This window comes from Kibdelosporangium persicum, from assembly GCF_013280595.1.
In the GTDB taxonomy this organism is placed as follows: Bacteria; Actinomycetota; Actinomycetes; order Mycobacteriales; family Pseudonocardiaceae; genus Kibdelosporangium; species Kibdelosporangium persicum.
The window spans coordinates 330,755-357,575 of sequence record NZ_JAAATY010000005.1 but is presented as its reverse complement, the minus strand read 5'-3'; the positions used below and the strand labels follow the sequence as shown (position 1 = coordinate 357,575).

Here is a 26,821-nt window from a genome sequence, read left to right as displayed (position 1 = left end):
GGACAGGCGTTACGGTTCCTTCATGCTGATCGGCAGACATGACGAGATCCGCCGTGTCGAGGAACTGACGCGTGCCGCGGCCAAGGGCCAGGGCGGTGCGCTGGTGCTGCGGGGCGGGCCGGGCATCGGCAAGAGCGCACTGCTCGACCACGCCCGCCGGTCGACGCCGGGTTTCCTGGTCATCCAGGCTTCCGGGTCCCAGTTCGAGTCGGAGATGCCGTTCGCCGCGCTGCACCAGCTGTGCATGCCGATGCTGGGGCACGCCGGTGAACTGCCGGAGGCCCTGCGGGTGGCGTTCGGCCTGGCCGAGGGCACGCCGGAGATGTTCCGGATCGGGCTGGCGGCTCTGCAGCTGCTCGGGGCCGCGGCCGCCCGGCAGCCGGTGCTGCTGGTGATCGACGACGCGCACTGGCTGGACGACGCCTCGGCGAAGGCGTTGACGTTCCTCGCGCGCCGGATCGTCTCGGAGCCGGTCGCGATGATCTTCGCGGCTCGTCAGGGGCTCGAGGAGCTTCCTGGTCTCGTCGTCGAAGGGCTGGCCGAGCCGGACGCCCGCGCGTTGCTGCCGGCCACGCTCGACGAGCAGGTGCGTGACCGAATCCTGGCCGAGGCGCGGGGCAATCCGTTGGCGTTGCTGGAGTTGCCCAGGGCCGGTGGGTTCGACCTGCCGGAGACGTCCTCGGTGCCGACCCGGATCGAGCGCAGCTTCGCGGCTCGGCTGGCCGGCCTGCCCGCTGATGTGCGGACGCTGCTGACGGTCGCCAGCGCGGAGCCGACCGGAGACCCGGTCCTGTTGTGGGCCGCCGCCCGTGAGCTGGGCATCGACGTGGCGGCGAGCGGCGCCGCGGAGGCGTCCGGGCTGGTCGAGTTCGGCACGCGGGTGCGGTTCTGTCATCCGCTGGCCCGGTCCACGGTCTACCACGCGGCCGACGTGGGCCTGCGGCACACCGCGCACCGCGTGCTCGCCGACGTCACGGACCCGGAGAGCGATCCTGATCGCCGGGCGTGGCATCGAGCACAGTCCGGCACCGGCCCGGACGAGAGCCTGGCCGCCGAACTGGAGCAGTCGGCGGCCCGCGCGCGGGCGCGGGGCGGCGTCGCGGCGTCGGCCGCGTTCCTCGAACGAGCCGCCGCGTTGTCGCTGGACCCGGACAGACGGACGGAACGCACGCTCGCCGCGGTGCGGGCGAAACTCGAAGCGGGGACCGCCGAGGCGGCCGCGGAACTTCTGTCCACTGTGGACGCCAGCGGGCTGGACGAGGTGCGGCAGGCCACGGTCGACCTGCTCCGTGGGCAGATCGCGTTCGTCAGGCACAACGACAGCGACGGGCCGAGGTTCATGCTGCGGGCCGCGGACCGGCTGGCCGGGCTGGACCCGAAGTGGTCGCGGGACTGTTACCTGGACGCGCTGGAGATGGCGCTGCTGGTCGGCCGGGCCAGTGGTGTGCTGGACACGGTGGTGGACGCGGCCCGCTGCGCCCCGCCCGCCCCGAAATCACCGGACGTCCTGGACGCGCTGGTCATGCTGACCACCGAGGGGTACCGGGCGGCCGTGCCGGTGCTGCGCGCGGTCGTCGCCGACGACGAGGCGATCGCCGCGCGTCCCGCGCTGGCCTCCATGATCGCGTCCGAGCTGTGGGACGCGGACGCGCACACCGCGGTCACGGAGTGGATCACGAAGTCCGGCCGGGAGTCCGGCTCGCCGATGATGCTGCGGCTCGGCCTCGCGCTGACCGCGTCCAACGCCGTGTACAGCGGGGACTTCGGCAAGGCGATGTCTGCCATCGCCGAGGAGGAGGCGATCGCGGACGCCGCGGGCATACCGCCGCTGATGTATCCCCGCCTGCACCTGGCCGGGATGCGCGGTCGCCGCAAGGAAGCGCTCGAGACCATCGAGGCCGCCAGGGCGATGGCGGACACCCGGGGAATCGGGCAACTTGTCGCCAACATCCATTGGGCGGCGGCGATCCTGAACAACGGCCTGGCCGACTACCCGGCCGCGTTGACCGCGGCACGGCAGGCGGTCGCCAACGGAGACCTGTTCATCGCCGGAATCACGCTGCCTGAGCTGGTCGAGGCGGCGGTCCGGTGCGGCGAGGACGCGGCCGCCGAGGAGGCACTGGCGTCGCTGACCGAACGTACCGAGGCCAGCAACACGACCTGGGGACTGGGTGTCGCGGCGTACGCCCGTGGCCTGGTCACCGGCAAGGAGGACGACTACCGCGAAGCCATCTCCCGGCTGGACGGCAGCGCCGTGCTGCCGTACCAGGCGCGGGCACTGTTGCTGTACGGGGAATGGCTTCGGCGTCAAGGCCGAAGGCTCGACGCCCGCCAGATCCTCCGCAACGCGCACGAGATGTTCTCGCAGACAGGGATGGAGGCGTTCGCCCGCCGCGCCGCGGACGAACTGCGTGCCACCGGAGGACAGGCACGCAGCCGTTCCGTGCACAGCTACGACGAGCTCACCATGCAGGAGGTGCACATCGCGCGGCTGGTGGCCACCGGGGCGACGTCCAAAGAGGTCGCCGCCCGGCTGTTCCTCAGCCCCCGCACGATCGACGCCCACCTGCGCAACATCTTCCGCAAGCTCGGCATCACCTCCCGCAGGCAGCTACGTGACCTGCCCGACTTGCAGGCCTAGCTGCTGGGTCAGCCAGAGGATGTCGGCGTTGAGCCAGTACTCGGTGATCACTCCCTCGCCGTTCGCCCTGTCGGTGATCCGCAGGATGTCGGTGCCGTGGAAATCCACCGGAATCGGGCCGTCGGCGGCGCCGGGGATACCGCCGAGGTACGTGCCTTCGGCGTGCCAGCGCATGAACAGGTACGGATTGTCCACCAGTGGTCCTATTTGGACGGTGAAGCGCAGGTCCGGGACGGCGGCCCGGATTCCGCCGATCCACTCGGCCAGGCCGGCCCGCCCCACCGAGTCCGCGACCGGGCCGCCCCGCATCGGGGCGGCGTGCGAGACGAAGTCCTCGTGCACCGTGCTGTCGATCAGGGAGAGGTCGCCGTTCCAGATGTCCACCCAGGACCGGGCGAGTCTGTCGTAGGACATGGTTGTCTCCAGAGGATGTCTTGTGGTCATTCGCCGTGCCGGCCGGGTGCGGCGCTGCCGGTGTACTCACCGAGGCCGGCGACCAGATCGCTGATGTCGGGCATGCTGTCGTAGCGGCGCTTGTGCAGTTCGGCGATCTTCTCGCCCAGCTGTGGGTCCTCGTCGTCGGTCACGTCGAACGAGGCGAACTTGTCCACCAGCGGCAGCCCGACCCGGTCGGTGTTCAGGTGCGCGGGGTGGACCAGGTACTCCCAGTAGCCCGCCAGGTCCTCGATGACGAAGACAGCGCCGTAGTCGTACTCGCCGCCGTGGTCGGGGCCGACCACGAAGGACTTCACCGAGGGGATGACGCGGCCCTGGTTGCGCAGGCTCTCCAGGGCCTCTTCGAGTTGCTCGGGCGTGACGCCGGGTTTGAGGGTGAAGCGGTTGCCGTGGTAGATCATCGGGCTTTCCTTTCGTTTCGGTGCGGGAGGACCAGGGCGGCGAGTGCCGCGCCCGCGGCCATCGCGACGCCGCTGTAGGTGAAGGCGTCGGCGATGCCGATGGTCTGGACAAGGGGTTGTGCGGCCAGCGGCGAGAGGAACTGGCCGAGGAAGATGCCGGTGACGAGTCCACTGAGGACTCGGCCGCGTCGCTCGGCGGTGGCCAGGTCCGCCAGCCTGAGGTTCACATTGGGAACCACGAGCCCGACGCCTGCGCCGCCGATGAGCAGGCCTGCCCCGACGAGCACGACGTCGGCCGCCGTGCCGATCACCAGCCAGCCCAGTCCCAGCAGGGCGACGCTGGCCGTGGTGATCGCCGTGGCCGTCAGTTTTCGTTTCAGCACCGGGAAAGCGAGGGCGCCCACCACGCCGGTGAAGGTGCTTGCGGCGACGACGACGCCGGTGACCGCCGGGCCGAGCCCGAATTCGGCCGTCAGGAAAGGCAACTGCGTAGGCGCCATGTAGAACGCCAGCGTCGCGACCAGGGCAAGGACGTAGATGCCGTTGATTCGCAGAACATGTCGTGACCGGCCGGAGCCGGACACGGGTCTGTCGACGCGCGGCGGCTCGTCGAGGGCCCACAGTGCGAACGGCAGCAGGAGCGCCGAGCAGGCGTAGAGCCAGAACGGCAACCTCCAGTCCACCGTGGCCAGGACACCGGCGAGCGGCAGGAACAGCACGCCGCCGAGGCTCGCGAAGGCCTGTTGCAGGCCGAGGAACGACGCGCGGCGCGGTCCGTCGAACCAGTCGGTGATCATCGCGCTGACCGCGGTCATCACCGCGCCGACCGCGATCCCCAGCAGGGCTCGCGTGACCAGCAACACCGCGAGGTCGGACACGAAGTAGCCCGACGTGCCCGCGACCGCGTACAGCGCCAGGCCGCCGGCCAGCAGTGGCCGTCGCCCGAAGCGGTCGGCGAGGAGACCCGAGAGCGGGGCGCTGATCGCGATCGCCAACGAGGTGACGGTCAGCGCGAGCCGGACCAGCACGTCCTGACCTGGGAAAACCGTGCTCATGGCCGGGGACTCGGTGCGATGACGGCGGCCGCCATGATCGTCAGCGTGGCCGCGCCCAGCAGGGTGGCCCGCGCCACCGGGGTCGGCCCTCGCTGGGTCGTCGTGGTCGTCGCCGTCGTGCTCGTCATGGTGCCGAGGCTGGCAGCGGGGCCGATGTGGTCGCGTCGGTGAAAATCGCCTAGTGCGTCCACCGCGGCCGAATAGGTGGTTTTCGCCGAGGCGGAACCCCGGCCGCGGGTGCGAGAAATGGGGCATGAACACATCACTGAACGCGACTGTCACCGAGATCGTGCTCCCAGGGATCGTCGGCCCGGACGGCTTCCAGGTCCGGCGGCGTCCCGGTGTTCCGGCCGGACCTGGGCAGGTCCTGGTGCGGATGGAGGCAAGCGGCGTGTCCTTCGCCGAGCAGCAGATGCGCCGGGGGAAGTACTACGACCAGCCGCCGTTCCCGTTCGTTCCCGGTTATGACGTGGTCGGTGTCGTCGAGGCCGTGGGTGACGGCGTCGACCGGACGCTGATCGGCACGCGGGTCGCCGTGCTGACCAAGATCGGTGGCTGGGCCAGCCACGTTCTCGCCGACGCCGGCGACGCGGTTCCGGTGCCGGACGGCATCGCCCCGGAAGACGCGGAGACGGTCGTGGTGAACGGGATCACGGCGTGGCAGATGTTGCACCGGTCCGCCAAAGTCCGTGCGGGCCAGACGATCCTGGTGCTGGGCGCGAACGGTGGCGTCGGGTCGACGCTCGTGCAGCTCGCGCACGCGGCTGGTGTGCGTGTCATCGGCACGGCGTCCCCGCGTCACCACGACGCTGTCCGGGAGCTGGGTGCGATCCCGCTCGACTACCGGGCGAAGGATCTCGTCGACCAGGTTCGCAAGCTGGCGCCGTCCGGTGTGGACGCGGTCTTCGATCACGTGGGCGGGCCTGGCATCGTGGACTCGTACCGGCTGCTCAACAGCCGCGGATCGCTCGTCTCGTACGGCACGGCGTCGACCCGTGACCAGCAAGGCTCGTCGCGTCTGCCCGTGCTGAAGCTGATCGCGCGTCTGCTGTGGTGGAACGCGTTGCCCAACGGCCGGAGCGCGTCCTTCTACAACATCTGGGCGGGCCGGCGGAACAAGGCCGCGTTCCAGGCTCGGATGCGGGAGGACCTCGGTCAGGTGTTCGCGTTGCTGGCCGACGGAACCCTGCGCGCCCAGGTCGCCGCCCGGATCCCGATGACCGACATCACGGCCGCGATGCGCCTGGCCGAATCCGGCACGGTCGCGGGCAAGGTCGTTCTCGTCGCCGGGGAGCAGTCGTGAACCCGCGTACGATCGCCGCGGGTCTGCTGTGGACGAAGAGCCGCCGGGGAGTTACCCGAATTCCCCGGGCTGACCGGCGAACTGACCGCGGCGCCACTGGGCGACCGTCTCGCGTACTCCGGCCGCGTTCCCGGGCCGTTGTTGCGGTGGCGGGAAGGTGAGCGGGTCCGGCTGCCGTTCCGCAACGGCCTCGACGTGCCGACGAGCCTGCACATCCACGGACTGCCGCTCTCGCCCGACGTGGACGCCCCCTTGCGGCACCTGGCGCTGGCCGAGGCGGACCACCGGGCCTTCCACCTGGTCGCTACCGACGGCGGACTGGTCGAACACCCTGTCGAGGTGACGGAAATCCTGCTGACGCCGGGGGAGCGGGCCGAGATTCTGGTCGACGCCACCACGGCAGGACGGTTGGAACTGCGGGCGTTGCCGTATTCGGTGTACGGCCCGAACGGCACGGTCAGCGAAGACCGCCTGCTGGCGAGCCTGAACGTGCCGTCCGGACTCGCGCCGGTGGCTCTGCCTGGCGCTTTGCGCACGATCGAGCCGCCCACTCCGGCCGTACGAACCCGGCGGCTGGTGCTCAACGGCGACGGCGGCAGCGTGTTCACCATCGACGGCCGCACGTTCGACCACGACCGGGTGGACATCCGGGTCCGCTCCGGCACCACGGAGGTCTGGGAGCTGGTCAACGACCACACCATGGATCACCCGTTCCACCTGCACAGCTACGGGGCAGGCCCCGCCCCTGTTCGGGTGAAATCCTGGCTCGCCGCGTGGCCGGCAACTCGCGGACTTCCCCGCGATTGTCCACGTCACGACGGTAAACCCGGCGAGGTGCCCGGTCCGTGCACCTTTCGCCAGAAGCTCCCTGGTCAGCGACGATGACGGTTCCTGGAGGCATACCCGAAAGGAGACCCCCATGCGCGGCACCGTGCTGCACGCTCCCGGCGACGTCCCGCCGTGTCGACCTTTCCAGCACCCCGTGTCGACCTTTCCGGCACGTCGAGTTCGCCTTTGCGGCACCGCGAAATTCCCCTCGCGGCGTGCGGGGGCGGCTGCTTTCCTGGTGTTCCGGTCGCTAGATCGGCCGCGCCGCCTGGCGTCGGCCGCGGGTTTTCCCGCGGTTCCGCTACGCCATTTGGGTAACTCGCTGTAACTGCACTATAAAGTCGGCGATGATGGAACAGTGCGCGGTGATCCGCGGCGAACACGCCCGCCGGATCGCCGTTTGTCTGTTCTGCAAGGTAGACGGAGTGAGCAACAGGTCAGGGGTGTGTTCGCCGCTCGGTGAGCCGCTGGGCGGTGACGGCACCACGCGGCGTGACGTGCCAGCCCTTCGATCGGCCGTGCCGGTTCTTGACGAGCAGGCCTCGTTCGACGAGAGCCTTCCCGCTGCGGCTGATCTGGGCTTCGTGCGTCGCGAGCTCGGTGACGATGTCCGCGCTGGTGATGTGCGGCCTCTCGAAGACGAGCACCAGCATCCGCGCCGCCCACGAGTTCGGGTCGAGGGTGTCGGCGAGCTGGTTCTGCCGCGCCCGGTCCAAGCCCGCCCGCGCGAATTCCGCGAGCGTGACGAGTGTCGTCTCCAGCCGGGCCGTCGGGCCCGCGGGGTGCGCACGCATGGCCGCCGCACGCAGGACTTCCAAGGCCTCGTGCAGGTTCGGCACATCGGCCAGCAGGGTCGCGTCCACCAGCCAACGGCTCACCGCGGCGGTCCACCGGTCGACCGCTGCCTGCTCACCGAGGACCTTGCCGTCCCCGGTCTCCTCGGCGAGGCGGCCTGCCCAGACCTTCAGCCCGTGCTCCAGGCCGGTCGACGACGCGCTGGACGTGTGCGAGCGCGTTGGAAACGCGCAACTGGCATCCATCTCGCAACCACCGCCCAATCGTCAAGGAAGTGTTAAGTATGGACCCGGCGGATGCCTATGTCAAGCTCTACGACCTGCTGCGGACGGTCGACGCGAGCGTGCTGAGCGACTGGTCGGAGAGCAGGCGGGTCGGCGAGGTCGCCGGCCAGGTCCGGCTGGACGTCGAGCAGACCGGCTCGCTGGCCGACCACCTGCTGCCGGATCCGCCGACCGCGAGTCCTGAGGCGTTCGGGGTGCTGCTGGGCCTCGACCTGGCCCTGCTGCACGCCAGCAAGGAGACCGACACCCTCGCGTTCAGCCCGCTGGACGGGTTGCGCACCCGATTGACGATGACCGGCAGGCTCAACGACCAGACCAGCGGTTCTCTGGTGTTCAAGCGGGCCTCGTGGCTGCGGCCGAACGAGGATCCCGAGTACATCGACGGCTTCCTGAACCTGATCAGGGTGCCCCCATACCACAGCGCCGACCTGCACCTGCAGTTCGTTCCCGAGCTCTACGACCTGCCCGACACCGAAATGGCCGTGGACGCCGAGGAGCTCGACTCGCCGCCGTCCCCGGTCATCGCGCAGCTGCCGTTCCTGGCCGAACCCGAAGACGTGCTGTGGACGCTCCCCGGGCGGGGAGCCTTCTACTCCGTCACGCCGTCCGCCGAACGACTGCTCCCGCACCTGGCCGAAGCCTTGGCCGCGCTCGACGCCAGCGGCGCGATGCTGGCGATCCTGCCTGAGGCGAGCCTGGACGACACCCTGCTGGCCAAGTGGTGCGAGCTGCTCCAGTCCACCCCGCGGCCGGAGGGCGGGCTGTTGACCTGGCTGCTGCTGGGCAGCGGGCCCGTGCAGACGGTCGGGCCGAACCTGCAGAGCAGCCGTCCGCCGAACCGTGCGGTCCTGGTGCACCGCTCGGGATGCGCACGCCTGCTGATGACCCAGGACAAGCAGTCCGGTTTCGCCTTCACCACCGCGAAGCAGCACGAGTACGGCGTGGACCTCGGCGACATCAAGCGTGACGAGTACATCCCGCACATCCGGCAGCTGAATCTCCTGGAATCCCGGCTGGGCCGGTTCGCGATCCAGATCTGCGAGGACTTCGGCCGTCCGGAGCGGCATGGGCTGGTGACGGCCGCGGGCGTGACCCACCTGTTCGTACCGGTGCTCGCCGCGGCGATGTGGAACCGCGGCTGGCAGGCGAAGGCCGGGGAGACGCTGGGCATCCAGGCCGGGATCAAGGTCGCGGTCAGCAACGGGCTGGCGATCCACCGCTTCTTCAACGAGGTCCCGGCGCCGACCCTGCTGGTCGTGTCCGCGCCGTCCGGTGTGCCCGACCAGTACCTGACCACCGACGACCTGGTCAGTGTCTACTCGAACGTGAACGGCAAAACGATGGAGTCCCGAGAGGACGCCCTCAGGCCGCGGACCGCGGAGTGGTGACGGTCCCGCTTCCGCTCGGCCGGGCCGCGTCCGAAGTACATTAAGGACACTCGCGCCGGCGACGCGGGCGGCTCCGGTGGACTGATCCCGCGACTCGGCTGCCACGAACCGCGACGCAGCGCGATCGTCTTGTGTGAAAGGGGTTTCATCGACAAGGAGCCTTGCGGAAAGCGCTTTCCCGTGCGTAGGGTCGGTCCGGCGGCCGGCTCGCACGACAAGACTTTCCCTTCGGGGAGTCATCCTGCAAAGTGCTTCGGAGGTTCTATGGCCACGACGAAGTGGCGTCGGTTCCTGTCCGGTGGGTTCGCCGGCGTCTTCGCGGCGGGCATGATCGTGGTGGTCGCGCAGCCCGCGCAGGCGTTGACGGTGCCACCGGCCAACGGCCAGGAGACCGTGACGAGCACCGTCAAGGTCTCCGGCTCCCGGGACTACGGGATGAAGCGGATCATCCCGGAGGGACTGGGCGGTGGCGGCGGCAGCGAGAGCCAGAAGGCGGTGTTCGAGCTCGCCGACGGGGCGACGCTGGCCAACGTGATCATCGGCAAGCCCGGCGCCGACGGCGTGCACTGCCTGGGCACCTGCACGTTGCGCAACGTGTGGTGGGAGGACGTGGGTGAGGACGCCGCGACGTTCAAGGGCACGTCCGCCTCGCAGACGATGACCATCGACGGCGGCGGTGCGCTGAGCGCCAGCGACAAGGTGTTCCAGCACAACGCCCCCGGCACGATGATCGTGCGCAACTTCGCCGCCCAGGGCATCGGCAAGCTCGTCCGGACATGCGGCAACTGCAGCAACAACCCGCAGACCCGGCACGTGCGGGTGGAGAACGTACGGATCGAGATGTCGGCGAAGAACATAGTCAGCATCAACGTGAACTACGGCGACACCGCGCGGCTCAGCCGCGTCACGATCGTGGGTGACAGCAGCAGGAAGGTCACCATCTGCGACAAGTACAACGGTGTCAAGAAGGGCGAAGGCGAGTCCAAGAAGGTCGGCACCGGCGCGGACGGGAAGAACTGCGTCTACTCCGCGTCCGACATCACCTACCAGTAAGGCCGACCGGCCCGGCTGGACCGCACGACCCGCGGTCCAGCCGGCACATCGTCATTCCGACAAGACGTCACATGCCTGGGGCGGCGTTCGGCCGGAGGCTTTCCACTCGTACACCCTGCACTCGCAGCGGACATCCCGGCCATGTCGCGGCAGTACGCCGGACCGCGGGCCACACTTTGACTTGGGAGATGGATGATGAGACGCATGCCTTTGGTCGCAGGCGTTGCCTTGCTGGCCGGGCTGGTGGTCCCTGCCTCGGCAGGCGCCGCGATCACCCGCTATGAGGCCGAAACCGCCCCGGCGGCGTGCATCGGCACGATCGACTCCGACTGGCCCGGCTACTCCGGCGCCGGTTTCTGCAACGGTACCAACGGAACGAGCGGCTACGTCCAGTTCACGGTGAACGCGTCGACGGCTGGCACGGCAACACTGGCGCTGCGGTTCGCGAACGGTTCCACGGCGGCTCGACCGGCCAACCTGGTCGTGAACGGCGCCTCAGTGCAGACGCCGTCGTTCGAGGCAACCGGGGCTTGGTCGACGTGGACGACCAAGACGGTGAGCGTGCCGGTGAACGCGGGCAGCAACACGATCCGGCTGAACCCGACCACGTCCAGCGGCCTGCCCAACATCGACTACCTCGACTTCGACAGCGGTGGCTCCACTGAGCCGCCGCCCGGTGGGATCCTCGGCTGGGCCACACAGGCCGGTGGTACCACCGGTGGCGCAAGCGGGTCCACGGTCACCGTGAGCAGTTTCGCCGATTTCCGGACCCAGGCGCAGGCCTCGGGTGCCAGGACCATTCTGGTCAACGGGATGCTCAGCGGCTCAGGCACCGTCGAGATCAGTGCCGACAAGACGATCCGCGGTGTCGGCGCCGGATCGGGGATCTCCGGGACCACCCTCAACATCGAGGACATGCGCCCCGCCAACGTGATCATCCAGAACATGAACATCCGCGGCGTACCCGGCAGGGACGCGATCCAGATCGAGAACGCCACGCACATCTGGCTCGACCACAACACGATGTCCAGCACGATCGAGAACGACCCCGACCACTACGACGGCATGATCGACATCACCCACGCCGCCGACTACATCACGGTGTCCTGGAACATCGTCCGCAATCACTGGAAGACCTCGCTGGTCGGCCACTCCGACGGCAACGGCGGTGAGGACCGCGGTCATCTGCGGGTCACCTACCACCACAACTGGTTCGACCGCACGTTCGAGCGCAGCCCGCGCGTGCGCTTCGGTGAGACGGTCCACGTGTTCAACAACTACTACTCCAATGTGAACAACAACGAGGACTCGTACGCCATCGCGTCTCTTATGGACGCCGGACTGCTCGTGGAGGGCAACGTCTTCGAGAACGTGCAGCAGGCGTGCTGGTCGGCGAGCGGGTACGCGGAATCTGATCCCGGGCGGTTGGTGGCACGCGACAACTCGCTGACCAACTCCGGACCCTGCGAGGTCAACGGAACCGTGGCGCCCATCCCGTACAGCTACACCGCGGACAACGTCAGCACCGTCAAGGCATCCGTCACTGCCGGCGCGGGCGCGGGCAAGCTCTGACATGGGTGGCAGACGATGAGATGCTCGCTTCTGGTCTCTGGTGCCGTGCTCCTGGCCGTGGTGGTCCCCGCGTCGGCGAGCGCCGCGACCACACGTTATGAGGTCGAGGCGTCCCCGGCGACCTGCACCGGCACGATCGACAGCAACTGGTCGGGTTTCTCCGGTTCCGGCTTCTGCAACGGCACCAACGCGACTGGCGCCTACGCCCAGTTCACCGCGACCGCCTCGGCGGCAGGTACGGCGACGCTGGAGGTGCGGTTCGCCAACGGCACGAGCAGTAGCCGCCCCGCCGACCTGATCGTCAACGGTACGACCGTGCAGGCGGTGTCGTTCGAGAGCACGGGTGCGTGGAACACCTGGGTCACCAAGTCGTTGCCCGTCACCGTGAACGCGGGCAGTAACACGATCCGGCTCAACCCGACCACTTCCGGCGGCCTGCCGAACATCGACGGTGTCGGACAACGTCAGCATCGACAACGCCGAGCGCGACTACTCGTTCGACGGCGGCACTTCGGTGTTCCGGAACAACGTCTCCTGCCGTAGCGGCAGCGGCTCGAACGACAGGATCATCGGCAACTCGGACAGTTCGAACCAGTTCTGGTCCGGTACGAACGGGTCCCGGTGCTCGTCCTACCCCGGTGCGCCGAGGTGGTCGTTCGCGGCGGACGGCCGGTTGGTGGTGACCTTCGGCCAGCAGTAGAGCACCGGGTCGGGCCAGCACAACGCTGTGCTGGTCCGACCCGGACCAACGCACTGGGAGTCCGCCTGACCGTCGCGGCATCGCCAGGGGAATTTCGGGGTGCCGCAAAGGTCGACACGGGGTGCCGCAAAGGTCGACACGGGGTGCCGCAAAGGTCGACACGGGGTGCCGACTGCCGCCGGTCGCGGTCGTGCTACGGAGTTGGCGCCTCGGCGAGCGACAGGCTGTTGCCGTCCGGGTCCAGCACCACGACGTGACGTACGCCGTTGCCGTAGGTCTCCACCGGTTCATGGCCGATGCCGTGTGCGGCGAGGCGGGCCAGGATGTCGTCGAGGCCGGTCACTCCGAGCGTGATCATGGCCTGACCCACGCGGTCGGCCCGCACGTTCCGGTCGTCGACGACGACCCACGCGTTCACGCCGACCTGCCAGAGGTACTCCTCGCCGATGACCTCGTCGGCCGGGCGCCCGAAGAACACCTCGAACCACGCCAGTGCCTTGGTCGCGTCACTCACCGGCATCACGCTGTACAGGTCCACTCGGACCCTCCTCTCAGTCGTCTCGGAGGATGGACCCGGCCGATCGTGAAAACTCATCGGTCGGCTTGGGCGTGCTAGCCCCTGGGCGCGTACATGATCACCGCCACGCCGATCAGGCAGATCGCGGCGCCGGCGTAGTCCCAGCGATCCGGCTGGAACCTGTCCACGATCATGCCCCACGCCAGTGAACCCGCGACGAACACACCGCCGTACGCCGCGAGGATCCGGCCGAAGTGAGCGTCCGGTTGCAGCGTCGCGACGAACCCGTACACGCCAAGGGCGACCACGCCACCGGCGATCCACAGTAGACCCCGGTGTTCCCGGACGCCTTGCCAGACCAGCCACGCACCACCGATCTCGGCGAGCGCGGCGAGGGCGAACAACACGAGCGAACGAGCCAGGGTCATGGCCGTGACGATAGTTCCGCCCCGGCGACGCCGGAGAACGGGATCGGGCAGGAAGCGGTGTGTGAGCACGTGATCAGGTCGTCGCACCCGGCAGCGAGCGCGGTCCGCAGGGTGTCCCGGATGGCGCCCAGGTCGGCGATCCTGGCCTCCACGTCGGCCAGTTTCGCGGTGACCCGGGCCCGCAGCCCGGGACTGTGCCGATGACGGCCAACGTCCAGGAGGTCGGCGATCTCGTCGAGCGTGAAGCCGAGCCGTTGTGCCGCCTTGATCATCCGCAGCACGGCGACGGCCTCCGGCGGATAGACGCGGTGCCCGCCGAGTGTCCGCTCCGGTTCGGACAGCAGGCCGCGGCGCTCGTAGTAGCGCAGGGTCTGCGGATTCACCCCGGCTGCCTCGGCGAGCTGCTTGCTGCGTAGCCCGGTCACTTCGTCGCCTTCGCGGTGGCTCGGGCCTGCAGCGCGTCGAGGACACCGGTCTGGGACTCGGGCACAGTGATGTCGAGCCGCAGACCGCCGCCGGTGGCGGTGAGCCGGAAGGTGAAGAAGGAACAACATCCGGTCTCGCGCACGACCAGACCCGCTGTCCGCGCGGCGACCTGCTCAGTCGCGTCGAGGTCCAGCCGCAGCTCGGCCGGAGTCCGCCGAGTCACCCCGTGCACCGAGGCCGCGAACAGTTCGTCGAACTCCGCCTCGCGCAGTGGTTGTTGCTCTGTCGGCAAGGTGCACGCCTGCGGCGCCCACTGTTGCTCTGTGCTCATGGGTTCGACGGTAAACCTGTACCCCGGTACCGGATGCAACTCGCATGTGAAACGGAATGTGCCTCGGTGGCCCGTCGAGTACGCGATACTGTCGTGTTCGACTTTCCGTGACCGGGGGAGAAGCCGTGCTACGTCGAGTGTTGTTCGCCTGTCTTGTTCTGTCCGCCTGTTCCGCCCCGCAGGCCACCCCGCCGTCAGGGCCACCTTCGAGCGGGCCGAGCACGATCGGGCAGACCGCGACCGGGCAGACGACGACCGGGTCAGTTCCGCCGACGACGGAAGGGGAGTCGTGGGCACAACTGCAGGCGAAGGTCCGCCGGGCCGTCATTCCGCTCGACGGAATGGCCGATTACGGCATTCCCGCGGCGGAGGAGGACGAGGACACCCCGAACTCCTTGACACCGGCGGACGGGCTCTGCGGCAAGAAGCTCGGCTTCACGCTGGGACCCGGGCGGTATCGGATGTTCTCCGGCGACCGGATCCTGGTGCACAACGCGGCATGGGCGTTCCAGGCGCGCACAGGCAAGAACGTGGTCGAACTGGTCGCCGCGCAGGCCGCTGCCTGTACGACGTGGAAGGACGAAGACGGTTTCGACCACAAGATCAGAACCGACCTCGGCATCGGTCAACCGGCCGGTGTTGACGCCTTCTTCGCGTACTGCGACGAGACAGCGGACCAGACGAAGAAGTTCAGGTACTGCGGTGCGTTGGCGGCACGCGGCAATTCGCTCATCGAGGTGGCCACTGCCTCGCACATCACCCGCCGGGAGACGTTGAGCGATCTGCGTGCGGTTCTGCCGCGCGCGATCGACCGCCTGCTGGCTGCCTAGTGCGGATTGAACCGCGGCCGGAATGGGAACCCCACGGGACCCACCACCGGCAGGAGTGATCAGGCGTGTCCGAGAACACACCGGACAAGGACGAGCAAACCATGGCCGAGACGAAGGAGGAGATCGGCGAGGCCACCGGCGACGAGCAACTCGCTGACGAGGGCAAAGCCGAGCGGGTGACCGAAGCCGTCAAGCAGGCCGCGCGCGACGCCCGCGACCGGCTGATGGGGCGATGATGTGGAGTGCCTCACCGGTTATCCGCCGTGGCGGCGGGGTAGCCGAGGTCTTGACGTATCGGATGACGACGACGGGGAGGCGGCCGATGCCCGAGCCTGGTAGCCGGCGCCTGCCCTGGTCAGGACACGAACATGAGATCGACGGCGGCATGCCGGTGGGGTTGTCAGGCGAGTGGTCCAGGTGTTGACGCGGTGAATCCGATCGAAGTGGTCCTCACGAGCGGCTCCACCGCTCACGTGGCCGTGGCGGGGGACCTGACGCTCGAAACGGGCGACGTGATCCTGCGCAAGCTCTCGAACCTGCTCGACCGCGGGTACGTACATCTGGTCGTCGACGGGTCCGGGGTGAGTTTCTGCGACTCCACCGGACTGGGAGCGCTGCTGCGGGCACGGGCCCGTGCTTCGTCCGTCGCCGGTGGCTTGACCATCCGGGCCGCGTCACCGCAGTTGCAACGCGTTGTGCGGCTGGCCGGCCTGCAGAAGCTGTTAACGGGCGACGAGGCGGAACAAGTGTCGGAATGACTCCTCGGGGAAGGACGGAGACGTGGTCGCTCAGGATGAGTGGAGCCGGGACAAGGCGGAGTTCGTCGCGCGTCCCGCCGACGCGCCACATCCCGCCGGTGACCCCGATCGCAGCCCCCTGGCCAGGCAGTTCGCCCAGTTGACGAGGATGCTGCTGGCCGCGGACAGCGTGGCGGGCGTGCTCCAGCACGTGGCTGAGGCGGCAGTCGCGGTGCTGCCGGAGGTCGAACTGGTCAGCGTGACGCTGCGGTCCAACGACGGGGCGTTGCACACCCCGGTGGAGACTGACCCCCTCGGTGCCGAACTGGACGAATGGCAGTACCAGTTCAACGAGGGCCCCTGCCTGGAGGCGGCACGCACGCCGGGCGTGGCGTACACCTACAGCGGAGACCTCGCCGACGAGCCGAGATGGCTGCGGTTCGGTCCGAAGGCCGCCGAACTGGGTTACCGGTCGGTTCTGTCCACGGCGATGCTGCCGGACATCACCCCACCGCGGCTGTCCGGTGCGCTCAACCTGTACTCACGCGGAACAGGCAAACTCGGCGACGAGGCCACGCGTGACCAGGCGTTGCTCCTGGCCACCCACGCGTCACTGGCGGTGGCGACCACCGAGGCCGTGCGCCTGGCGGAACTGGAGCAGGTCCACCTGCGGCGCGCGCTGGAGACCCGGGACGTCATCGGGCAGGCCAAGGGCATCCTGATGCAGCGTCGCGGCATCAGCGCCGACGAGGCCTTCGAGCTGCTCCGCCGTGCCTCGCAGGACCTGAACATCAAGCTCGCCGAGGTCGCCCGCACCGTCGCCACCCGGCACGCCGAGCTCGGGCCGCCCACCGGCTGACGTCACGACGGCAGGTACCAGGCCATGCGGGTGACCGTGCCGGTGTGGTCGTAGTGCAGCTCGAACAGGTTCGTGATCTTCTGGATGATCGACAGCCCGCGGCCGCGGAACCCGGAGTCGGTCGGCGGCCGCCAGGAGCCGTTGTCGGCCACGACGACGTGTGCCATGCCCTGAGCCGGCATCGACGCCGCGAACAGCATCACGATCCCGGGGTCGTCGGCCGGGCGGTCACGGTAGCCGTGCTCGATGGCATTGGCCACGGCTTCGTCGACGGCGAGCATCATGTCCTCGACGTGGTGGCCGTCGAAGCCGAGGCGGCGTGCCCAGCCGGAGATCGCGTGCCGCTGCGGGGACAACGCGCCGTTGACGGCGACGACCTCGTGGAACAGGAAAGGCAGGGACAGATCGGCGTCGAGGACGGTCTCGCAGATGGGCTCGGGCAACTGGCGGGCCCAGGCACGCAGGGCCGCTGGTGACTTCGATATGTGTGGGTCAGTGTCGTCAAGCATCCGCAGCGCCGTCCCTCGCAGACACAGGTCCGGGTTCCCAAGGTACCTGCTCGTGCCTCCGGTGCCGCCACGGAGCCCGGAAGTCGTGTCACAGGTTGCCCGCAACCGGGTTCGGAACAACGGCATAACACTGTGCACGGTGGGCATCTCGTTGGGTGACCGATCAGTTCATCCGACGCCGGGGGCGTGTCCGATGCCGGGCAAGAAGTACGCGCCGTTGAGCGCCTTTCTCACCACCGAGGCTGACCGGGGCCTGACCGCCGTGCGGCTCGACTTCGCCGACATCGCCGACATGGTCGGCGGGCTGCCGGCCTCGGCCTACCGGCATCGGGAGTGGTGGGCGAACGGCTACCTCGTGCAGGCGATGGGCTGGCGGTCCGCCGGATGGCGAGTGACCACAGTGGACCTGGCTGGGTGCCGCGTGCTGTTCACCCGTGAGGACGCCAACGCTCGTGAACACCCGGGCCGGCGCTCTCGTCGGTCCTGAGAGGACGACCGTGCCGCCTCCCCGCGGCCGGCAGGGTTGAACGCGGCCAAGCCGGGTACCTCGGGGCAGTCGAGCGCGGCGTCTCAAGGAGGGAGGTGCGGGAATGGTCCTGGACGGCTCCTCCCGGAGCAGCCGTCGGGAGCAACGCACGACAGTGCGCCAGGCGGCCGAACGGGTCGCCCAGTCCACGGTGCGGCGTCTGCGGTGAGCGGAACCACCGCCGTACGTCCAACCGTCATGAATGGTGACTGTCATGAGCAATGACCATGGACGTGCCGGCGAGCAGCAGCGCAGCGTCAGGCGCGCGATGAAGCGCGCCGAGCTGACGGTGGAACAGTTGTGGCTGCGCTACCTCGGGATAGGCGGTGAGGCCGGGTTCCTGGAGGTCGACGCGTACGTCCATGGGCTCGGGTCGTTGCCCCCGCTCCAGCGCGACATCCTCGCCCAGGCGATCAACGAACGCCTCGACGAACTGACGTGGACACACCGGGCCGTCTACAGCCGGCCGGTCCGGGACGCCGAACCCCGTGGCGATGCCTTCGCCGCCCTGGTCCGGCTGCTGGAGGGCACGGAACTCGCGCCGCCGGACCGGCTGCCGTCGGTCGCCGAAGCCGCCGGCAAGGCGCTCGGGGTGCGCATCACCATCTACCTGGTCGACTATGAGCAGCAGTGCCTACAGCCCCTCCGGCACCCGGACACAGGTGACAAGGACAGTGCGCTGGACGTGGACACCACGCTCGCGGGACGTGCGTTCCAACAGGCACGGATCCAGCCGTCGGCGACGTCCGCCGGACCGCGGCTCTGGGTGCCCCTGCTGGACGGAGCCGAGCGTCTCGGTGTCCTCGAGGTCGCGGTGGACAGCGTCGACGATCTCCACGACCCGGGTCTGCGGGTGCAGTGCCGGTGGCTGTCCCACCTGCTCGGGCACATGGTCACCCTGCTCTCCCAGTACGGCGACGTGTTCGACCGGACCCGGCTGCGCACCCAGCGGACGGTGAACGCCGAGCTGATCTGGTCGCTGTTGCCGCCGTTGACCGCCGGTGTGGACGGCTTCGTGGTGACCGGCGTCCTGGAGCCCGGCCACACCGTCAGCGGTGACGCGTTCGACTACGCCCTGTCGGAGAGCACCGCGACCTTGATCGTGCTGGACTCAGTGGGTCGTGACCTGCGCAGCGGCCTGGTCGCGGCGGCCGCACTGGCCGCGCACCGCAGTGCCCGGCACGCCGGTCACGGGCTCCATGAACAGGCCAGGCTGATCGACCAGACCATCGGCAGGCAGTTCGGCGACGCGGTGTCGGTCACGGCCGTCCTCGCCGAGCTGGATCTCGCCAGCGGCCGGCTCCGCTACATCAACGCCGGGCACCCCGACCCGTTGATCATGCGGGCGGGTGAGGTGGTCGAACCGTTGGGTGCGGGCCGCTGCCGCCCGCTCGGTTCGGGCGTGGGTGACATCGAGGTCGGCGCGCAGACGCTGCGACCGGAGGACTTGCTGGTGCTCTGCACGGACGGGATCACCGAAGCCCGTGACGAGGCCGGGGACCCGTTCGGCGAGGCCCGTCTGACCGACTTCCTCCGTCGTGAGACCGCGGTGGCACACCCGCTCCCGGAAATCGCCCGCCGGCTGATCAACGCCGTCATCGCCCACCAGAACGAGACACCGCGGGACGACGCCACCATCCTGCTCGCCCGCTGGACCCGGCCGAGCCGCCCCACCGGTGCCACCTGACGGGGTTCGCGCTCCGCCCGGCGACCCCAATACGGTGAGCCCTCGGCCGAACGCGTCCGCCGTGAATCAGGCGTTCTCCGGGGTCAAACCAGCAGGGTCGGTGTCCGCGTTCTCGGCGCGATCGTCGTCGTGGAGTTGTCCGGCGAGATCGACATGGCCACCGGGAAGCTGTGCGCGAGCCGCTGTTCGCCGCTGGAAGACGTGGCCGCGTCGGTGGCTCGCTGTTAACTGCCGTCCGTCAGCCGACGGTGCCATCCTCGATGGAGCGCGGTGCCTGCCACCGGTGCACGCCTGCTCCCTGCGCGTATGACAGGTGTCCGCCGAGCGCGCCTCCGGTGCTCAGCACGGTGAGCGCGAGCGTGCTCATGAGCTTTCCGGCAGTGTGTCGCCCGCGTCGCCGCAACTGGTAGGACGCGGCGAAGCACCCCACTGCGGCGGCGTTGGTGACCGCGTGCACGAGCCCGACACGCCGCTGGCGCTTGTCGAGTTCGCCGTAATCAGCCAGCCCGAGCAGGATGGTGGGCGGAGCGGCCGTCAGCCCGATCGCGATGAGCTTGCGGGCCGCGTCGTCGTTGCGGTTCCCCGCGTCGAGGACTGCCGCCGACACCCACGCCCCGATCGGCACAGTGACCATCAACGGATGCAGCGGGTGTCCCAGCCACGATCCGCGCAACGCGCCGTCGGCCTTCGACGCTTTCAGTCCCCTGCGAACCGCCGCGGCCACCGTGGCCGCGGGACGGTCGACCGCACGGAGATTCTCGACGGCTCGCATCAACCGGTGAACGTCCATGGTCCCGGGTACCCGATAACCACGCCGGTTCTCGTCACCACGCCATGCGGTGTGGCGGTTACGGTGGGATGTGTCGGGTGAGTCCAGCAGAGCGGCTCTTTCCGTGTACGCCGCCGGTACACGAGATCAGGAGCACACTGTGGGCAGAACCGATCCACCGCTCGTCGGGAACGGGCGTTCCGGCCCGCGCATCCACGTAGACACCGAATGGAAACCGGGCGACGTCCTCGTCATCCTGCGCGTCCGCGGCGAAATCGACGTGGACGGCAGCCGGACCCTGGATCATTGTCTGCGTACCCGGATACCGGGCGAGAGCCGTTACGTCGTGGTCGACCTCGACCAGGTTGTGCTGCTCGGCGCGCCCGGCGTGCGGGTCCTGATCGAACAGGCCGACCGGCTCGCGCTGACCGGACGGCGCCTGCTCACGGTCGCGTCCAGCTCACACGTGCGGCGGGTCCTGGGGCTGATGCACGCCACTCACCTCGTCAACGTGCACGAGAACGTGCCTATGGCGATCGCGGCGTGCCTGGGGACGCCGGAGCCGGTCGGCCACGTCGGCAGGGCACGGACGGACATGCCCGGTCCACCCGAGTTGGGTGAACTGCGCCAAGAGGTGTTCAACCTGCGTGCCGCGTTGCGCACCAGGCCGGTGATCGCACGGGCGCTGGGTGTCGTTCAGGAACGGTACGGGCTGCGTGTGCCGGAGGCGGCGTTCGACCTGCTGCGTGACAGCGCCCAACGGCACAACCTCCGGCTTCACGCACTGGCCCGTGCCTTGCTCGACGCTCCTGCTCCGGAAGGCCCGGTGTGGTTCCCGGGACGCACCCGGCGACCCGCGCCGTCGCTGTCGATATTCGCCCAGAGTGCCCGGCAACGCGGCAACAGGTCGGCGGTGCTGAGTTCGTTCGTCGACGAGGTCGTGAAATACGTGGGCGCGGTGATGGCCGCCGTGCAGCTGGTGGAGCCGCCCGGCGGACGGCTGAGTGTCGAATCGTCCCGCAGCCTCACCCCGGACCTCGCCGATCACCTGGCCGGCGAGGACGACCCGATGGCGCCGTGGCGCAGAGCGGTGGCGGGCAAAACCCGCGTGGTCCTTGAGAACGTCTCCGAGGAACAGTGTCTCCCAGGCCGGGACGTGCTGCTCAAGGCCGGTGTCGGCACCGTGGTCAGCACCCCGTTGCTGACCACGGACAACTCGTGTGTCGGCGTGGTCACGACCTGTCACGTGGACACCGGGTTCACGCCGACGCGGTTGCAGGCCGCCAAACTCGACCACGCCGCCACGGAGATCGCCACATGGCTGGATTGGCATGCGCGAACTGTCGTCGTGGACGCGCTGGAGGCGGTACACCACGAAGCCACCAAGCCGGAACGGCGGACAGAAGGTGTTTAGGCCCGCCCATGATCGGGTAGAGGGGAGGGAGCCTTGAGCAGACAGGGCGGACTGGGAGGTGACTCATGGACCCTGAAGCCACGGGGACGCCTGAGTCGACAGCACCGCGGACCAGCGACCTCGTCGCGGACCTGCAGGAACGGATCGACCGGCACACGGAGCAACTCGCGCAGCACGCACGCGACCTCACCAAGCTGCGGGAAGACCTGGACGGCCTGACCTCGCGCCTGGATTCCGCGAGCTAGTGGCCCCGCCGAGGGGCGTCTGCCTCCTGGTTGTGTGCATGCAGGCACCTGACATCACCAGCAGACAGCCCAGGAAGATGACCAGGAACGCCTCCGTCGCCGCTCCGAAGGCGATGCAGCCCACCCCGGCCGCGTCCACCGCGAGGCGTACCGGGAGCCGGTTGGCCCGTCGTGCCCTGCTCGGACGCAGGCCCACGGACTGTGCCCATGACGGGTCGGACATCTCGAGAGTGTGCTCGATCTGGCGAAGCCGACGTTGGTGATACCGGGCATCCATCGTGCCTCCTGGGACGCCGATTGGCGGACTGCCGCGTGGCTACCCGCTGTCATTCCACGGAAACAAGGATCTTCTCGGGAACGGTGAGTTCATGGGCGCGGTGTTGTCGGTCAACGTCGGCGATCTGCGGCCGATGCTGGCCGCGACGGGACACAGCGGGATCGACAAGCGGCCTGTGACCGGGCCTGTGGCGGTGTCCGCGCCCGAGGCGGGGGCGTCCGGGCTGGCCGGTGACAAGATCAGTGACGGCACCGTCCACGGCGGACCGGACCGGGCTGTCTACGCCTACGCGCGGGAGGATCTCGACGACTGGCAGAAGGATCTGGGCACAACGCTGCCCTCCGGCGGTTTCGGCGAGAACCTGACCACGATCGGCGTCGACGTCAACGGCGCCGAAATCGGTGAACGGTGGCGTGTCGGGCACGAGGTCGTGCTTGAGGTCAGTGCGCCGCGAACCCCGTGCAGGACGTTCGCGGCATGGCTGGAACGCGGGGACTGGATTCGGACGTTCATCGACCGCGGCGTGCCGGGCGCCTACCTGCGCGTGATCCGGCCGGGTGCGATCCGAGCCGGAGATGCCGTGGAGGTGCTGACCAGGCCGGGACACGGCGTGACCGTCGACCTGGTCTTCCAGGCGATCACCCGCCGGCCGGACCTGCTCACGCGGCTGACCGGAGCCGAGGCGCTGGCCGAGGACATCCTGGCCAAGGTCCTACGACGAACCCGGGTGCGGTGACCTTTGGCCGCCTGCGGACAACGTTCCCTCGTGAGTGTTTATCGGGGTTCTAACCCTGATAAACACTCACGAGGTTGAGCAGTCAGGCGTGGGTGTCACCGGCCGGCTGCCTGCCGTACTCCGCGTCATGCCACCCACTGGATGCCGCCACCGCCGCGTTCCCCGTGGACACCGCTGCTTTCCTCCGAGTCCGGTCGGTAGCGGCTACCCGTTTCGGCGACGCCCAAACAGGCGGCATCCAGTGGATCGGGCGTCAGCGTGTGACGGCTGTCCAACGCTGGTTGGCACCGTTGGTGGCGCGGTAGAGCCCGATGCGGGCACCGTCCTCACGGGACTCGCCGATCACGTCCAGCAGCTCACCGGTGCCTACGTTGACGAACGTCCACGTCCCGTCGCCCGTGGTGGAGAGCCGCCAGCGTGAGGCCGGGTTGTCGGTTTCCGCCGGGGCGAGTGTGACGGCGCCGTTCGCGGTGCTGAGGACTTGCCCGTTGGCGGCGTTGGTGATGGTGAACTGGTCGCGGTTGCCGTGGCTGCCGGTGCGGTTGGTGAGCGTCCAGCGCTGCGCCGGGGCCGACGCGTCTGTCGTGCGCTGCACGAGCGTGCCGTTCTCCGCGGTCAGTGCCTTGCCGCTCTGCACGCCGGTGAACGAGAACGGTTTGCCGGAGGCGAGGCCGGTGCCGGGTGCGGCGGAGCTGACGCCGGTGACGACCAGGCTGGTCACCGAGCGGGCCGGGACGCGGATCGTGGCCTTCTTGCCGATCACTCGCACGGGCTTGCCGGGCTTGAGAGCGTTGCCGACATCGGTGATGACCGGCGTGACGGACGCGCCGTTGCGGATGGACGCGAAGCCGGAGAGGTCCAGCACGACGTCGCGTTCGACGGTGCTCGCATTGGTGTGGACCACCGTGGCCAGGTTCTCGCCACGCATCGCCGCCGTGCTGGCCCTGTCGTTCACGCCGATCAGCCGGTCACCCGGCTTGATGTGGTGGGTGAAGTTACGCATGGTGTGGTACTTCGTGTTCGTCCTGATCGGACACGTCCGCAGGGTGGCGTTCGCCGGGCAGTCGAACGGGACCTGGATCTCGCCCCAGTTCATCCCCGCCGGGGTCTCGCCGCCCGGCTTCATGTTGTTGTAGTCCTCGATCGGCTGCCAGCTGATCCACGCGCTCGGCTCCAGCTCGCGCAGGTCACCGGTGATCTGCGCGGCCAGCCCGAGACCCGGGTCCATGCTGGTGAAGTCCTGGCGGTCCAGCCAGCTCCCGCCGACCTCGCTCATCCACAGCGGTTTCGCCGCGCCCTTGGCGATATCCCTGGCGATCGGGCGGTTCCCGGTGCCGTAGGTGTGCACGTTGAGCTGACCGACCTTGGCGCGGGACTCCGGCGACCAGCCGTGCCAGTCGGCGGCGAACAGGTCCGGGTTCGTCTCGTCCGGTGCGGACACCACGGCACGAGATCCCGACGACGACAACGCTTGCGCCATCACCGGAATCACCTGTGACTGCACCGCGGGGCCGATGTGTGCGCCTTCCTGGCGACCGCCGGTCGGGTTGCCGTCGCTGCCGAGGGTGGTCTTCCAGTAGTTGGTGTTGGGCTCGTTGAACGGGTCCACTGAGGAGACCTTGATCCCGTGCGCGCGCTCCAGGGTTTTGGTGACCTGCGCGAGGTAGGCGGTGAAGTCACCGATCTTCTCGGTACGCAACTGCTCGTCGGTGGCGTTGAATCCGCCGGAGACGTAACCGGATACGGTGTGGAAGTACGGCGGGGAGTTGCTGAACGTCTCCCACTTGGTCACCCGGTTCTTGATCCGGTCGACCCACCACCGCTGGTTCGGATCGGCCGCCGGATCAAACTCGGCCGGGTCGCCGGGCGTCCACCAGTCCTTGTCGTCGCGGGTCGTGCCCGCAGGCGCCTTCCACCAGCCCGGCACCGCGCCACCCGCGCGCAGATACGGCGGTACGTCAGGGGCGTTCCCGCCGCCGATGTTGTAGCGGGCGATCGTGAAGTTCAGCCCTTCCGGACCGAAGACCATGTCGGCGAGCCGGTTGCGGATCTCGTTGGGGTATCCGCCGGTCGCCACGGCCATCCACGCCAGGCTGGCACCCCACCCTTCGAAGGGCTGCTGCCGGTACGTCGGATCGGGCCGCACGGTCACCGACTCGGCCGCCGCCGCGGCAGCGGGCACGGCAGCGGGGACGGCGGCGGCCGCCACGGGGACACAAAGGATGGTCAGCAGGCGTTTCAGGTTCATCGTCGAACTGCCCTCCGGTCAGGATTCGGTGTGGCCGAGCAGGGGATGGGGGACAAAACGGACCTGGGGATCGAGCAGGGTGCCGAGTTCCAGTACGACGATCTCGTTGGTGCCTTCCCGTACCACCGGGCCAGGCACGTACAACGTCCGTTGTGGACCACGACGCCAGTAGCGGCCGAGCGCGAAGCCGTTGACCCACACGATTCCCTTGCCCCACTCGGCGGTGTCGAGGAAGAGGTCCGCGGGCCGCGGGACATCGAACTCGGCGCGGATCACCACCGGCCCGGCCAACGGGCCGGACACGGCTGCCTCGCTGCCTGTGCCGGGCCGGATATCAGGCACGGCAGCCGGGTCGATCGGCAAAATGTCCCACGTGGACAGCTCTCGCCCGTTCAGGGTGGCGCCGCCGATGATGCCCTTGGGCTCGCCGATCCGCTCGCCGTAGTTGACTCGTCCCTCGTCTTCCACCAGTACCAGCAGTTCGCCACGCGCCCTGGGCAAGGCGATGGCACGGTCGTGGTGCTCGCGTATCAGTGTGCCGACTTGGTGGCCGTCGAAGAACACCGTCGCGCGGTCACGGACCTCGCCGAACGTCAGCACACCGGGGTGATCACCGCTGATTGCCGTACGCAGCAAGGCAAGCCGGGGGATCGGCGTGAGCTCGTCGAAAACCGGCAGGTGCTCGTGTGTCTGCCACGTCCCCCATCGTTGGGGTGCGTCCAGCAGCCAGACGGGGTCACGCAGTGCCGCGGTGGGCGTGGGGGCGGGTTGCGGCGGAGGCGGAACGCTGTCGGGGACCTTGTGATAGCGGGCGATCACCTCGCGGAAGGCGTGGTATTTGGGCGTCGGATTGCCCGCTTCGTCCAAGGGCGCGTCGTAATCGTACGAAGTAACCAGTGGCTGGTAGACACCCTTGTCGTTGGCGCCGTTGGTGAGACCGAAATTCGTGCCGCCGTGGAACATGTAGAGGTTGACCGACGCGCCCGCGGCGAGCAGGGCGTCCAGATCGGACGCCGACTCCTCGACCGGGGTGGTGTGGTGGTGCGCGCCCCAGTGGTCGAACCAGCCGTCCCAGAACTCGCTGCACATCAGCGGACCGGTGGGTTGGTGGGCCCGCAGCGTCGCGAGCCGCTCAGTGCTGCGTGAACCGAAGGACGCGGTGCGGTGCAGTCCGTCGAGGCTGCCGGCTTCGAGCATGTGCGGAACCGGCTGGTCGACGGTCGTGAGCGGAACGGTGATCCCGGCTTCGCGGGTGTACTGCGTCAACGCTGCGAGGTAGCGCTTGTCGTCACCGAAGGCGCCGTATTCGTTCTCGATCTGGACGAGCAGGACGGGGCCGTCGCGGTCGATCTGGTGTGGCACGACCACCCGGTACACCTGGTCCAGGTATTCGCGGACGGCGGCGAGATAGCGAGGCTCGTACCGGCGAACGCCCACGCTCGGGTCACGGAACAGCCAGGCCGGTAGGCCGCCGTTGTCCCACTCGGCGCAGATGTACGGGCCAGGCCGCACGATCGCGTACATCCCGGCTTCGGCGATCAGGCTGAGGAACCGGCCCAGGTCGAGGCCGCCGGACAGGTCGAACCGGCCGGGCCGCGGGGCGTGGGCGTTCCACGGGACGTACGTCTCGATGGTGTTGAGCCCCATCAGCCGGGCCTTCTCGATGCGGTCGGCCCACAGGTCCGGGTGCACCCGGAAGTAGTGCAGGGCGCCGGAGAGAATCCGGAAAGAACGGCCGTCGAGCAGGAAGTCCGTCTCGCCGATGGCGAAGTCAGGCATCGTCGTCACTCCGGTTCCGGCGGATGT

General features: G+C 68.9%; 31 protein-coding genes. 17 read left to right on the top strand and 14 right to left on the bottom strand.

The annotated features are described in order from the left end of the window. Positions 1-22: 22 nt before the first annotated feature. Positions 23-2,641 carry an AAA family ATPase gene (locus tag GC106_RS12570; RefSeq protein ID WP_173128657.1) on the top strand — a complete coding sequence of 873 codons (2,619 nt, stop codon included), beginning with the start codon at positions 23-25 and terminating at the stop codon, positions 2,639-2,641. Here GC106_RS12570 and GC106_RS12565 read toward each other — a convergent pair. From GC106_RS12565 to GC106_RS48765, 4 genes are read right to left on the bottom strand one after another with little or no spacing between them, the layout of a single operon-like run. Further along, positions 2,612-3,055 carry an ester cyclase gene (locus GC106_RS12565; protein ID WP_173128655.1) on the bottom strand — a complete coding sequence of 148 codons (444 nt, stop codon included), beginning with the start codon at positions 3,053-3,055 and terminating at the stop codon, positions 2,612-2,614. The genes GC106_RS12570 and GC106_RS12565 overlap by 30 nt on opposite strands. A gap of 26 nt (positions 3,056-3,081) precedes the next feature. Beyond that, positions 3,082-3,498 (bottom strand): Dabb family protein, encoded by a 417-nt coding sequence (locus tag GC106_RS12560; protein ID WP_173128653.1) that lies wholly within the window; start codon positions 3,496-3,498, stop codon positions 3,082-3,084. After that, entirely contained in the window at positions 3,495-4,553 is a 1,059-nt protein-coding gene (locus GC106_RS12555) for an MFS transporter (protein ID WP_246365508.1), read from the bottom strand. The genes GC106_RS12560 and GC106_RS12555 overlap by 4 nt, the downstream gene beginning before the upstream one ends. Next, entirely contained in the window at positions 4,550-4,681 is a 132-nt protein-coding gene (locus GC106_RS48765; RefSeq protein ID WP_281368451.1) for a hypothetical protein, read from the bottom strand. Before GC106_RS48765 ends, GC106_RS12555 begins: the two co-directional genes overlap by 4 nt. 125 nt (positions 4,682-4,806) lie before the next feature. On the opposite strand from GC106_RS48765, the gene GC106_RS12550 reads away from it, so the two are divergent. Both GC106_RS12550 and GC106_RS12545 read left to right on the top strand, forming a co-directional pair. Then, positions 4,807-5,856 carry a medium chain dehydrogenase/reductase family protein gene (locus tag GC106_RS12550; RefSeq protein WP_173128651.1) on the top strand — a complete coding sequence of 350 codons (1,050 nt, stop codon included), beginning with the start codon at positions 4,807-4,809 and terminating at the stop codon, positions 5,854-5,856. A gap of 69 nt (positions 5,857-5,925) precedes the next feature. After that, positions 5,926-6,741 (top strand): multicopper oxidase family protein, encoded by an 816-nt coding sequence (locus GC106_RS12545; RefSeq protein ID WP_312872617.1) that lies wholly within the window; start codon positions 5,926-5,928, stop codon positions 6,739-6,741. Positions 6,742-7,121: 380 nt separating this feature from the next. Here GC106_RS12545 and GC106_RS12540 read toward each other — a convergent pair whose 3' ends face one another. Further along, positions 7,122-7,724, bottom strand: a complete 603-nt coding sequence (locus GC106_RS12540) for a Fic family protein (RefSeq protein ID WP_173128647.1) — start codon at positions 7,722-7,724, stop codon at positions 7,122-7,124. 38 nt (positions 7,725-7,762) lie between these two features. Between GC106_RS12540 and GC106_RS12535 the strand changes: the two genes are divergently transcribed. The 5 genes from GC106_RS12535 to GC106_RS47025 all read left to right on the top strand — a co-directional run bounded on the left by GC106_RS12535 (position 7,763) and on the right by GC106_RS47025 (position 12,476). Continuing rightward, entirely contained in the window at positions 7,763-9,151 is a 1,389-nt protein-coding gene (locus GC106_RS12535; protein ID WP_173128644.1) for a hypothetical protein, read from the top strand. Positions 9,152-9,415: 264 nt separating this feature from the next. Beyond that, entirely contained in the window at positions 9,416-10,204 is a 789-nt protein-coding gene (locus GC106_RS12530) for a pectate lyase (RefSeq protein WP_173128641.1), read from the top strand. A gap of 204 nt (positions 10,205-10,408) precedes the next feature. Beyond that, a complete protein-coding gene (locus tag GC106_RS12525; protein ID WP_217280400.1) occupies positions 10,409-11,776 on the top strand; it encodes a pectate lyase family protein in 1,368 nt (455 codons plus the stop codon). 15 nt (positions 11,777-11,791) lie between these two features. Beyond that, a complete protein-coding gene (locus tag GC106_RS12520) occupies positions 11,792-12,319 on the top strand; it encodes a carbohydrate-binding protein (RefSeq protein WP_217280399.1) in 528 nt (175 codons plus the stop codon). Beyond that, positions 12,228-12,476 carry a hypothetical protein gene (locus GC106_RS47025; protein ID WP_246365614.1) on the top strand — a complete coding sequence of 83 codons (249 nt, stop codon included), beginning with the start codon at positions 12,228-12,230 and terminating at the stop codon, positions 12,474-12,476. The genes GC106_RS12520 and GC106_RS47025 overlap by 92 nt, the downstream gene beginning before the upstream one ends. A gap of 193 nt (positions 12,477-12,669) precedes the next feature. Here the strand turns inward: GC106_RS47025 and GC106_RS12515 are convergent, their stop codons facing one another. The 4 genes from GC106_RS12515 to GC106_RS47705 form a co-directional block, all read right to left on the bottom strand. Next, positions 12,670-13,014 (bottom strand): VOC family protein, encoded by a 345-nt coding sequence (locus tag GC106_RS12515; RefSeq protein WP_312872614.1) that lies wholly within the window; start codon positions 13,012-13,014, stop codon positions 12,670-12,672. Between the two features lie 74 nt (positions 13,015-13,088). Further along, positions 13,089-13,421 carry a YnfA family protein gene (locus GC106_RS12510; protein WP_173128636.1) on the bottom strand — a complete coding sequence of 111 codons (333 nt, stop codon included), beginning with the start codon at positions 13,419-13,421 and terminating at the stop codon, positions 13,089-13,091. Continuing rightward, a complete protein-coding gene (locus tag GC106_RS12505; RefSeq protein ID WP_173128633.1) occupies positions 13,418-13,846 on the bottom strand; it encodes a MerR family transcriptional regulator in 429 nt (142 codons plus the stop codon). The genes GC106_RS12510 and GC106_RS12505 overlap by 4 nt, the downstream gene beginning before the upstream one ends. Beyond that, entirely contained in the window at positions 13,843-14,178 is a 336-nt protein-coding gene (locus GC106_RS47705) for a hypothetical protein (protein WP_173128631.1), read from the bottom strand. Before GC106_RS47705 ends, GC106_RS12505 begins: the two co-directional genes overlap by 4 nt. Positions 14,179-14,303: 125 nt before the next feature. On the opposite strand from GC106_RS47705, the gene GC106_RS12495 reads away from it, so the two are divergent. The 4 genes from GC106_RS12495 (at position 14,304) to GC106_RS12480 (ending at position 16,604) form a co-directional block, all read left to right on the top strand. Then, the gene (locus GC106_RS12495) at positions 14,304-15,008 is read left to right on the top strand and encodes a hypothetical protein (protein ID WP_173128628.1); all 705 of its coding nucleotides are present in this window, start codon (positions 14,304-14,306) and stop codon (positions 15,006-15,008) included. A gap of 65 nt (positions 15,009-15,073) precedes the next feature. Beyond that, on the top strand, positions 15,074-15,244 hold the full coding sequence (locus tag GC106_RS12490) for a CsbD family protein (protein ID WP_173127874.1): 171 nt from the start codon (positions 15,074-15,076) through the stop codon (positions 15,242-15,244). A gap of 192 nt (positions 15,245-15,436) precedes the next feature. Next, a complete protein-coding gene (locus tag GC106_RS12485; protein WP_217280397.1) occupies positions 15,437-15,766 on the top strand; it encodes an STAS domain-containing protein in 330 nt (109 codons plus the stop codon). A 22-nt stretch (positions 15,767-15,788) separates the two neighbouring features. Further along, a complete protein-coding gene (locus tag GC106_RS12480) occupies positions 15,789-16,604 on the top strand; it encodes an ANTAR domain-containing protein (RefSeq protein ID WP_312872613.1) in 816 nt (271 codons plus the stop codon). A 2-nt stretch (positions 16,605-16,606) separates the two neighbouring features. On the opposite strand, the gene GC106_RS12475 is transcribed toward GC106_RS12480, so the two are convergent. Next, positions 16,607-17,113, bottom strand: a complete 507-nt coding sequence (locus GC106_RS12475) for an ATP-binding protein (RefSeq protein ID WP_173128622.1) — start codon at positions 17,111-17,113, stop codon at positions 16,607-16,609. A gap of 193 nt (positions 17,114-17,306) precedes the next feature. On the opposite strand from GC106_RS12475, the gene GC106_RS12470 reads away from it, so the two are divergent. Both GC106_RS12470 and GC106_RS12465 read left to right on the top strand, forming a co-directional pair. Beyond that, on the top strand, positions 17,307-17,600 hold the full coding sequence (locus tag GC106_RS12470) for a DUF7662 domain-containing protein (RefSeq protein ID WP_173128619.1): 294 nt from the start codon (positions 17,307-17,309) through the stop codon (positions 17,598-17,600). Between the two features lie 253 nt (positions 17,601-17,853). Next, the gene (locus GC106_RS12465) at positions 17,854-19,326 is read left to right on the top strand and encodes a PP2C family protein-serine/threonine phosphatase (RefSeq protein WP_246365506.1); all 1,473 of its coding nucleotides are present in this window, start codon (positions 17,854-17,856) and stop codon (positions 19,324-19,326) included. Between the two features lie 238 nt (positions 19,327-19,564). On the opposite strand, the gene GC106_RS12460 is transcribed toward GC106_RS12465, so the two are convergent. Next, positions 19,565-20,098, bottom strand: a complete 534-nt coding sequence (locus tag GC106_RS12460) for a DUF2231 domain-containing protein (RefSeq protein WP_246365504.1) — start codon at positions 20,096-20,098, stop codon at positions 19,565-19,567. A 157-nt stretch (positions 20,099-20,255) separates the two neighbouring features. On the opposite strand from GC106_RS12460, the gene GC106_RS12455 reads away from it, so the two are divergent. Together GC106_RS12455 and GC106_RS12450 are read left to right on the top strand one after the other, a co-directional pair. After that, positions 20,256-21,509: an ANTAR domain-containing protein gene (locus GC106_RS12455; protein ID WP_173128610.1), complete on the top strand. Its 1,254-nt coding sequence runs from the start codon at positions 20,256-20,258 to the stop codon at positions 21,507-21,509. 65 nt (positions 21,510-21,574) lie between these two features. After that, positions 21,575-21,754: a hypothetical protein gene (locus tag GC106_RS12450; protein WP_173127871.1), complete on the top strand. Its 180-nt coding sequence runs from the start codon at positions 21,575-21,577 to the stop codon at positions 21,752-21,754. Here the strand turns inward: GC106_RS12450 and GC106_RS49700 are convergent. Beyond that, positions 21,696-22,031, bottom strand: a complete 336-nt coding sequence (locus GC106_RS49700) for a DUF3040 domain-containing protein (RefSeq protein WP_173128607.1) — start codon at positions 22,029-22,031, stop codon at positions 21,696-21,698. The two genes, GC106_RS12450 and GC106_RS49700, sit on opposite strands and share 59 nt — an antisense overlap. Positions 22,032-22,122: 91 nt before the next feature. Here GC106_RS49700 and GC106_RS12440 point away from each other — a divergent pair, with 91 nt between their 5' ends. After that, a complete protein-coding gene (locus GC106_RS12440) occupies positions 22,123-22,767 on the top strand; it encodes an MOSC domain-containing protein (RefSeq protein ID WP_173128604.1) in 645 nt (214 codons plus the stop codon). A gap of 253 nt (positions 22,768-23,020) precedes the next feature. Here GC106_RS12440 and GC106_RS12435 read toward each other — a convergent pair whose 3' ends face one another. Together GC106_RS12435 and GC106_RS12430 are read right to left on the bottom strand one after the other, a co-directional pair. After that, on the bottom strand, positions 23,021-25,015 hold the full coding sequence (locus tag GC106_RS12435) for an RICIN domain-containing protein (RefSeq protein WP_173128601.1): 1,995 nt from the start codon (positions 25,013-25,015) through the stop codon (positions 23,021-23,023). Positions 25,016-25,033: 18 nt separating this feature from the next. Next, positions 25,034-26,794, bottom strand: coding sequence for a glycoside hydrolase family 35 protein (locus GC106_RS12430; RefSeq protein ID WP_173128598.1), 1,761 nt, complete (start codon positions 26,792-26,794; stop codon positions 25,034-25,036). Between the last annotated feature and the right edge of the window lie 27 nt (positions 26,795-26,821).

Excerpts from the sequence above, each read along its gene's own strand:
- GC106_RS12475 (WP_173128622.1), bottom strand. The coding sequence starts at position 17,113 with ATGCTTGACGACACTGACCCACACATATCGAAGTCACCAGCGGCCCTG.
- GC106_RS12450 (WP_173127871.1), top strand. The coding sequence starts at position 21,575 with ATGGACCCTGAAGCCACGGGGACGCCTGAGTCGACAGCACCGCGGACC.
- GC106_RS12470 (WP_173128619.1), top strand. The coding sequence starts at position 17,307 with ATGCCGGGCAAGAAGTACGCGCCGTTGAGCGCCTTTCTCACCACCGAG.
- GC106_RS49700 (WP_173128607.1), bottom strand. The coding sequence starts at position 22,031 with ATGGATGCCCGGTATCACCAACGTCGGCTTCGCCAGATCGAGCACACT.
- GC106_RS12460 (WP_246365504.1), bottom strand. The coding sequence starts at position 20,098 with ATGCGAGCCGTCGAGAATCTCCGTGCGGTCGACCGTCCCGCGGCCACG.
- GC106_RS12540 (WP_173128647.1), bottom strand. The coding sequence starts at position 7,724 with ATGGATGCCAGTTGCGCGTTTCCAACGCGCTCGCACACGTCCAGCGCG.
- GC106_RS12530 (WP_173128641.1), top strand. The coding sequence starts at position 9,416 with ATGGCCACGACGAAGTGGCGTCGGTTCCTGTCCGGTGGGTTCGCCGGC.
- GC106_RS12555 (WP_246365508.1), bottom strand. The coding sequence starts at position 4,553 with ATGAGCACGGTTTTCCCAGGTCAGGACGTGCTGGTCCGGCTCGCGCTG.
- GC106_RS12520 (WP_217280399.1), top strand. The coding sequence starts at position 11,792 with ATGAGATGCTCGCTTCTGGTCTCTGGTGCCGTGCTCCTGGCCGTGGTG.
- GC106_RS48765 (WP_281368451.1), bottom strand. The coding sequence starts at position 4,681 with ATGACGAGCACGACGGCGACGACCACGACGACCCAGCGAGGGCCGACC.
- GC106_RS12550 (WP_173128651.1), top strand. The coding sequence starts at position 4,807 with ATGAACACATCACTGAACGCGACTGTCACCGAGATCGTGCTCCCAGGG.
- GC106_RS12465 (WP_246365506.1), top strand. The coding sequence starts at position 17,854 with ATGAGCAATGACCATGGACGTGCCGGCGAGCAGCAGCGCAGCGTCAGG.
- GC106_RS12570 (WP_173128657.1), top strand. The coding sequence starts at position 23 with ATGCTGATCGGCAGACATGACGAGATCCGCCGTGTCGAGGAACTGACG.
- GC106_RS12535 (WP_173128644.1), top strand. The coding sequence starts at position 7,763 with ATGGACCCGGCGGATGCCTATGTCAAGCTCTACGACCTGCTGCGGACG.
- GC106_RS47705 (WP_173128631.1), bottom strand. The coding sequence starts at position 14,178 with ATGAGCACAGAGCAACAGTGGGCGCCGCAGGCGTGCACCTTGCCGACA.
- GC106_RS12560 (WP_173128653.1), bottom strand. The coding sequence starts at position 3,498 with ATGATCTACCACGGCAACCGCTTCACCCTCAAACCCGGCGTCACGCCC.
- GC106_RS12430 (WP_173128598.1), bottom strand. The coding sequence starts at position 26,794 with ATGCCTGACTTCGCCATCGGCGAGACGGACTTCCTGCTCGACGGCCGT.
- GC106_RS12565 (WP_173128655.1), bottom strand. The coding sequence starts at position 3,055 with ATGTCCTACGACAGACTCGCCCGGTCCTGGGTGGACATCTGGAACGGC.
- GC106_RS12525 (WP_217280400.1), top strand. The coding sequence starts at position 10,409 with ATGCCTTTGGTCGCAGGCGTTGCCTTGCTGGCCGGGCTGGTGGTCCCT.
- GC106_RS12440 (WP_173128604.1), top strand. The coding sequence starts at position 22,123 with ATGGGCGCGGTGTTGTCGGTCAACGTCGGCGATCTGCGGCCGATGCTG.
- GC106_RS12435 (WP_173128601.1), bottom strand. The coding sequence starts at position 25,015 with ATGAACCTGAAACGCCTGCTGACCATCCTTTGTGTCCCCGTGGCGGCC.
- GC106_RS12510 (WP_173128636.1), bottom strand. The coding sequence starts at position 13,421 with ATGACCCTGGCTCGTTCGCTCGTGTTGTTCGCCCTCGCCGCGCTCGCC.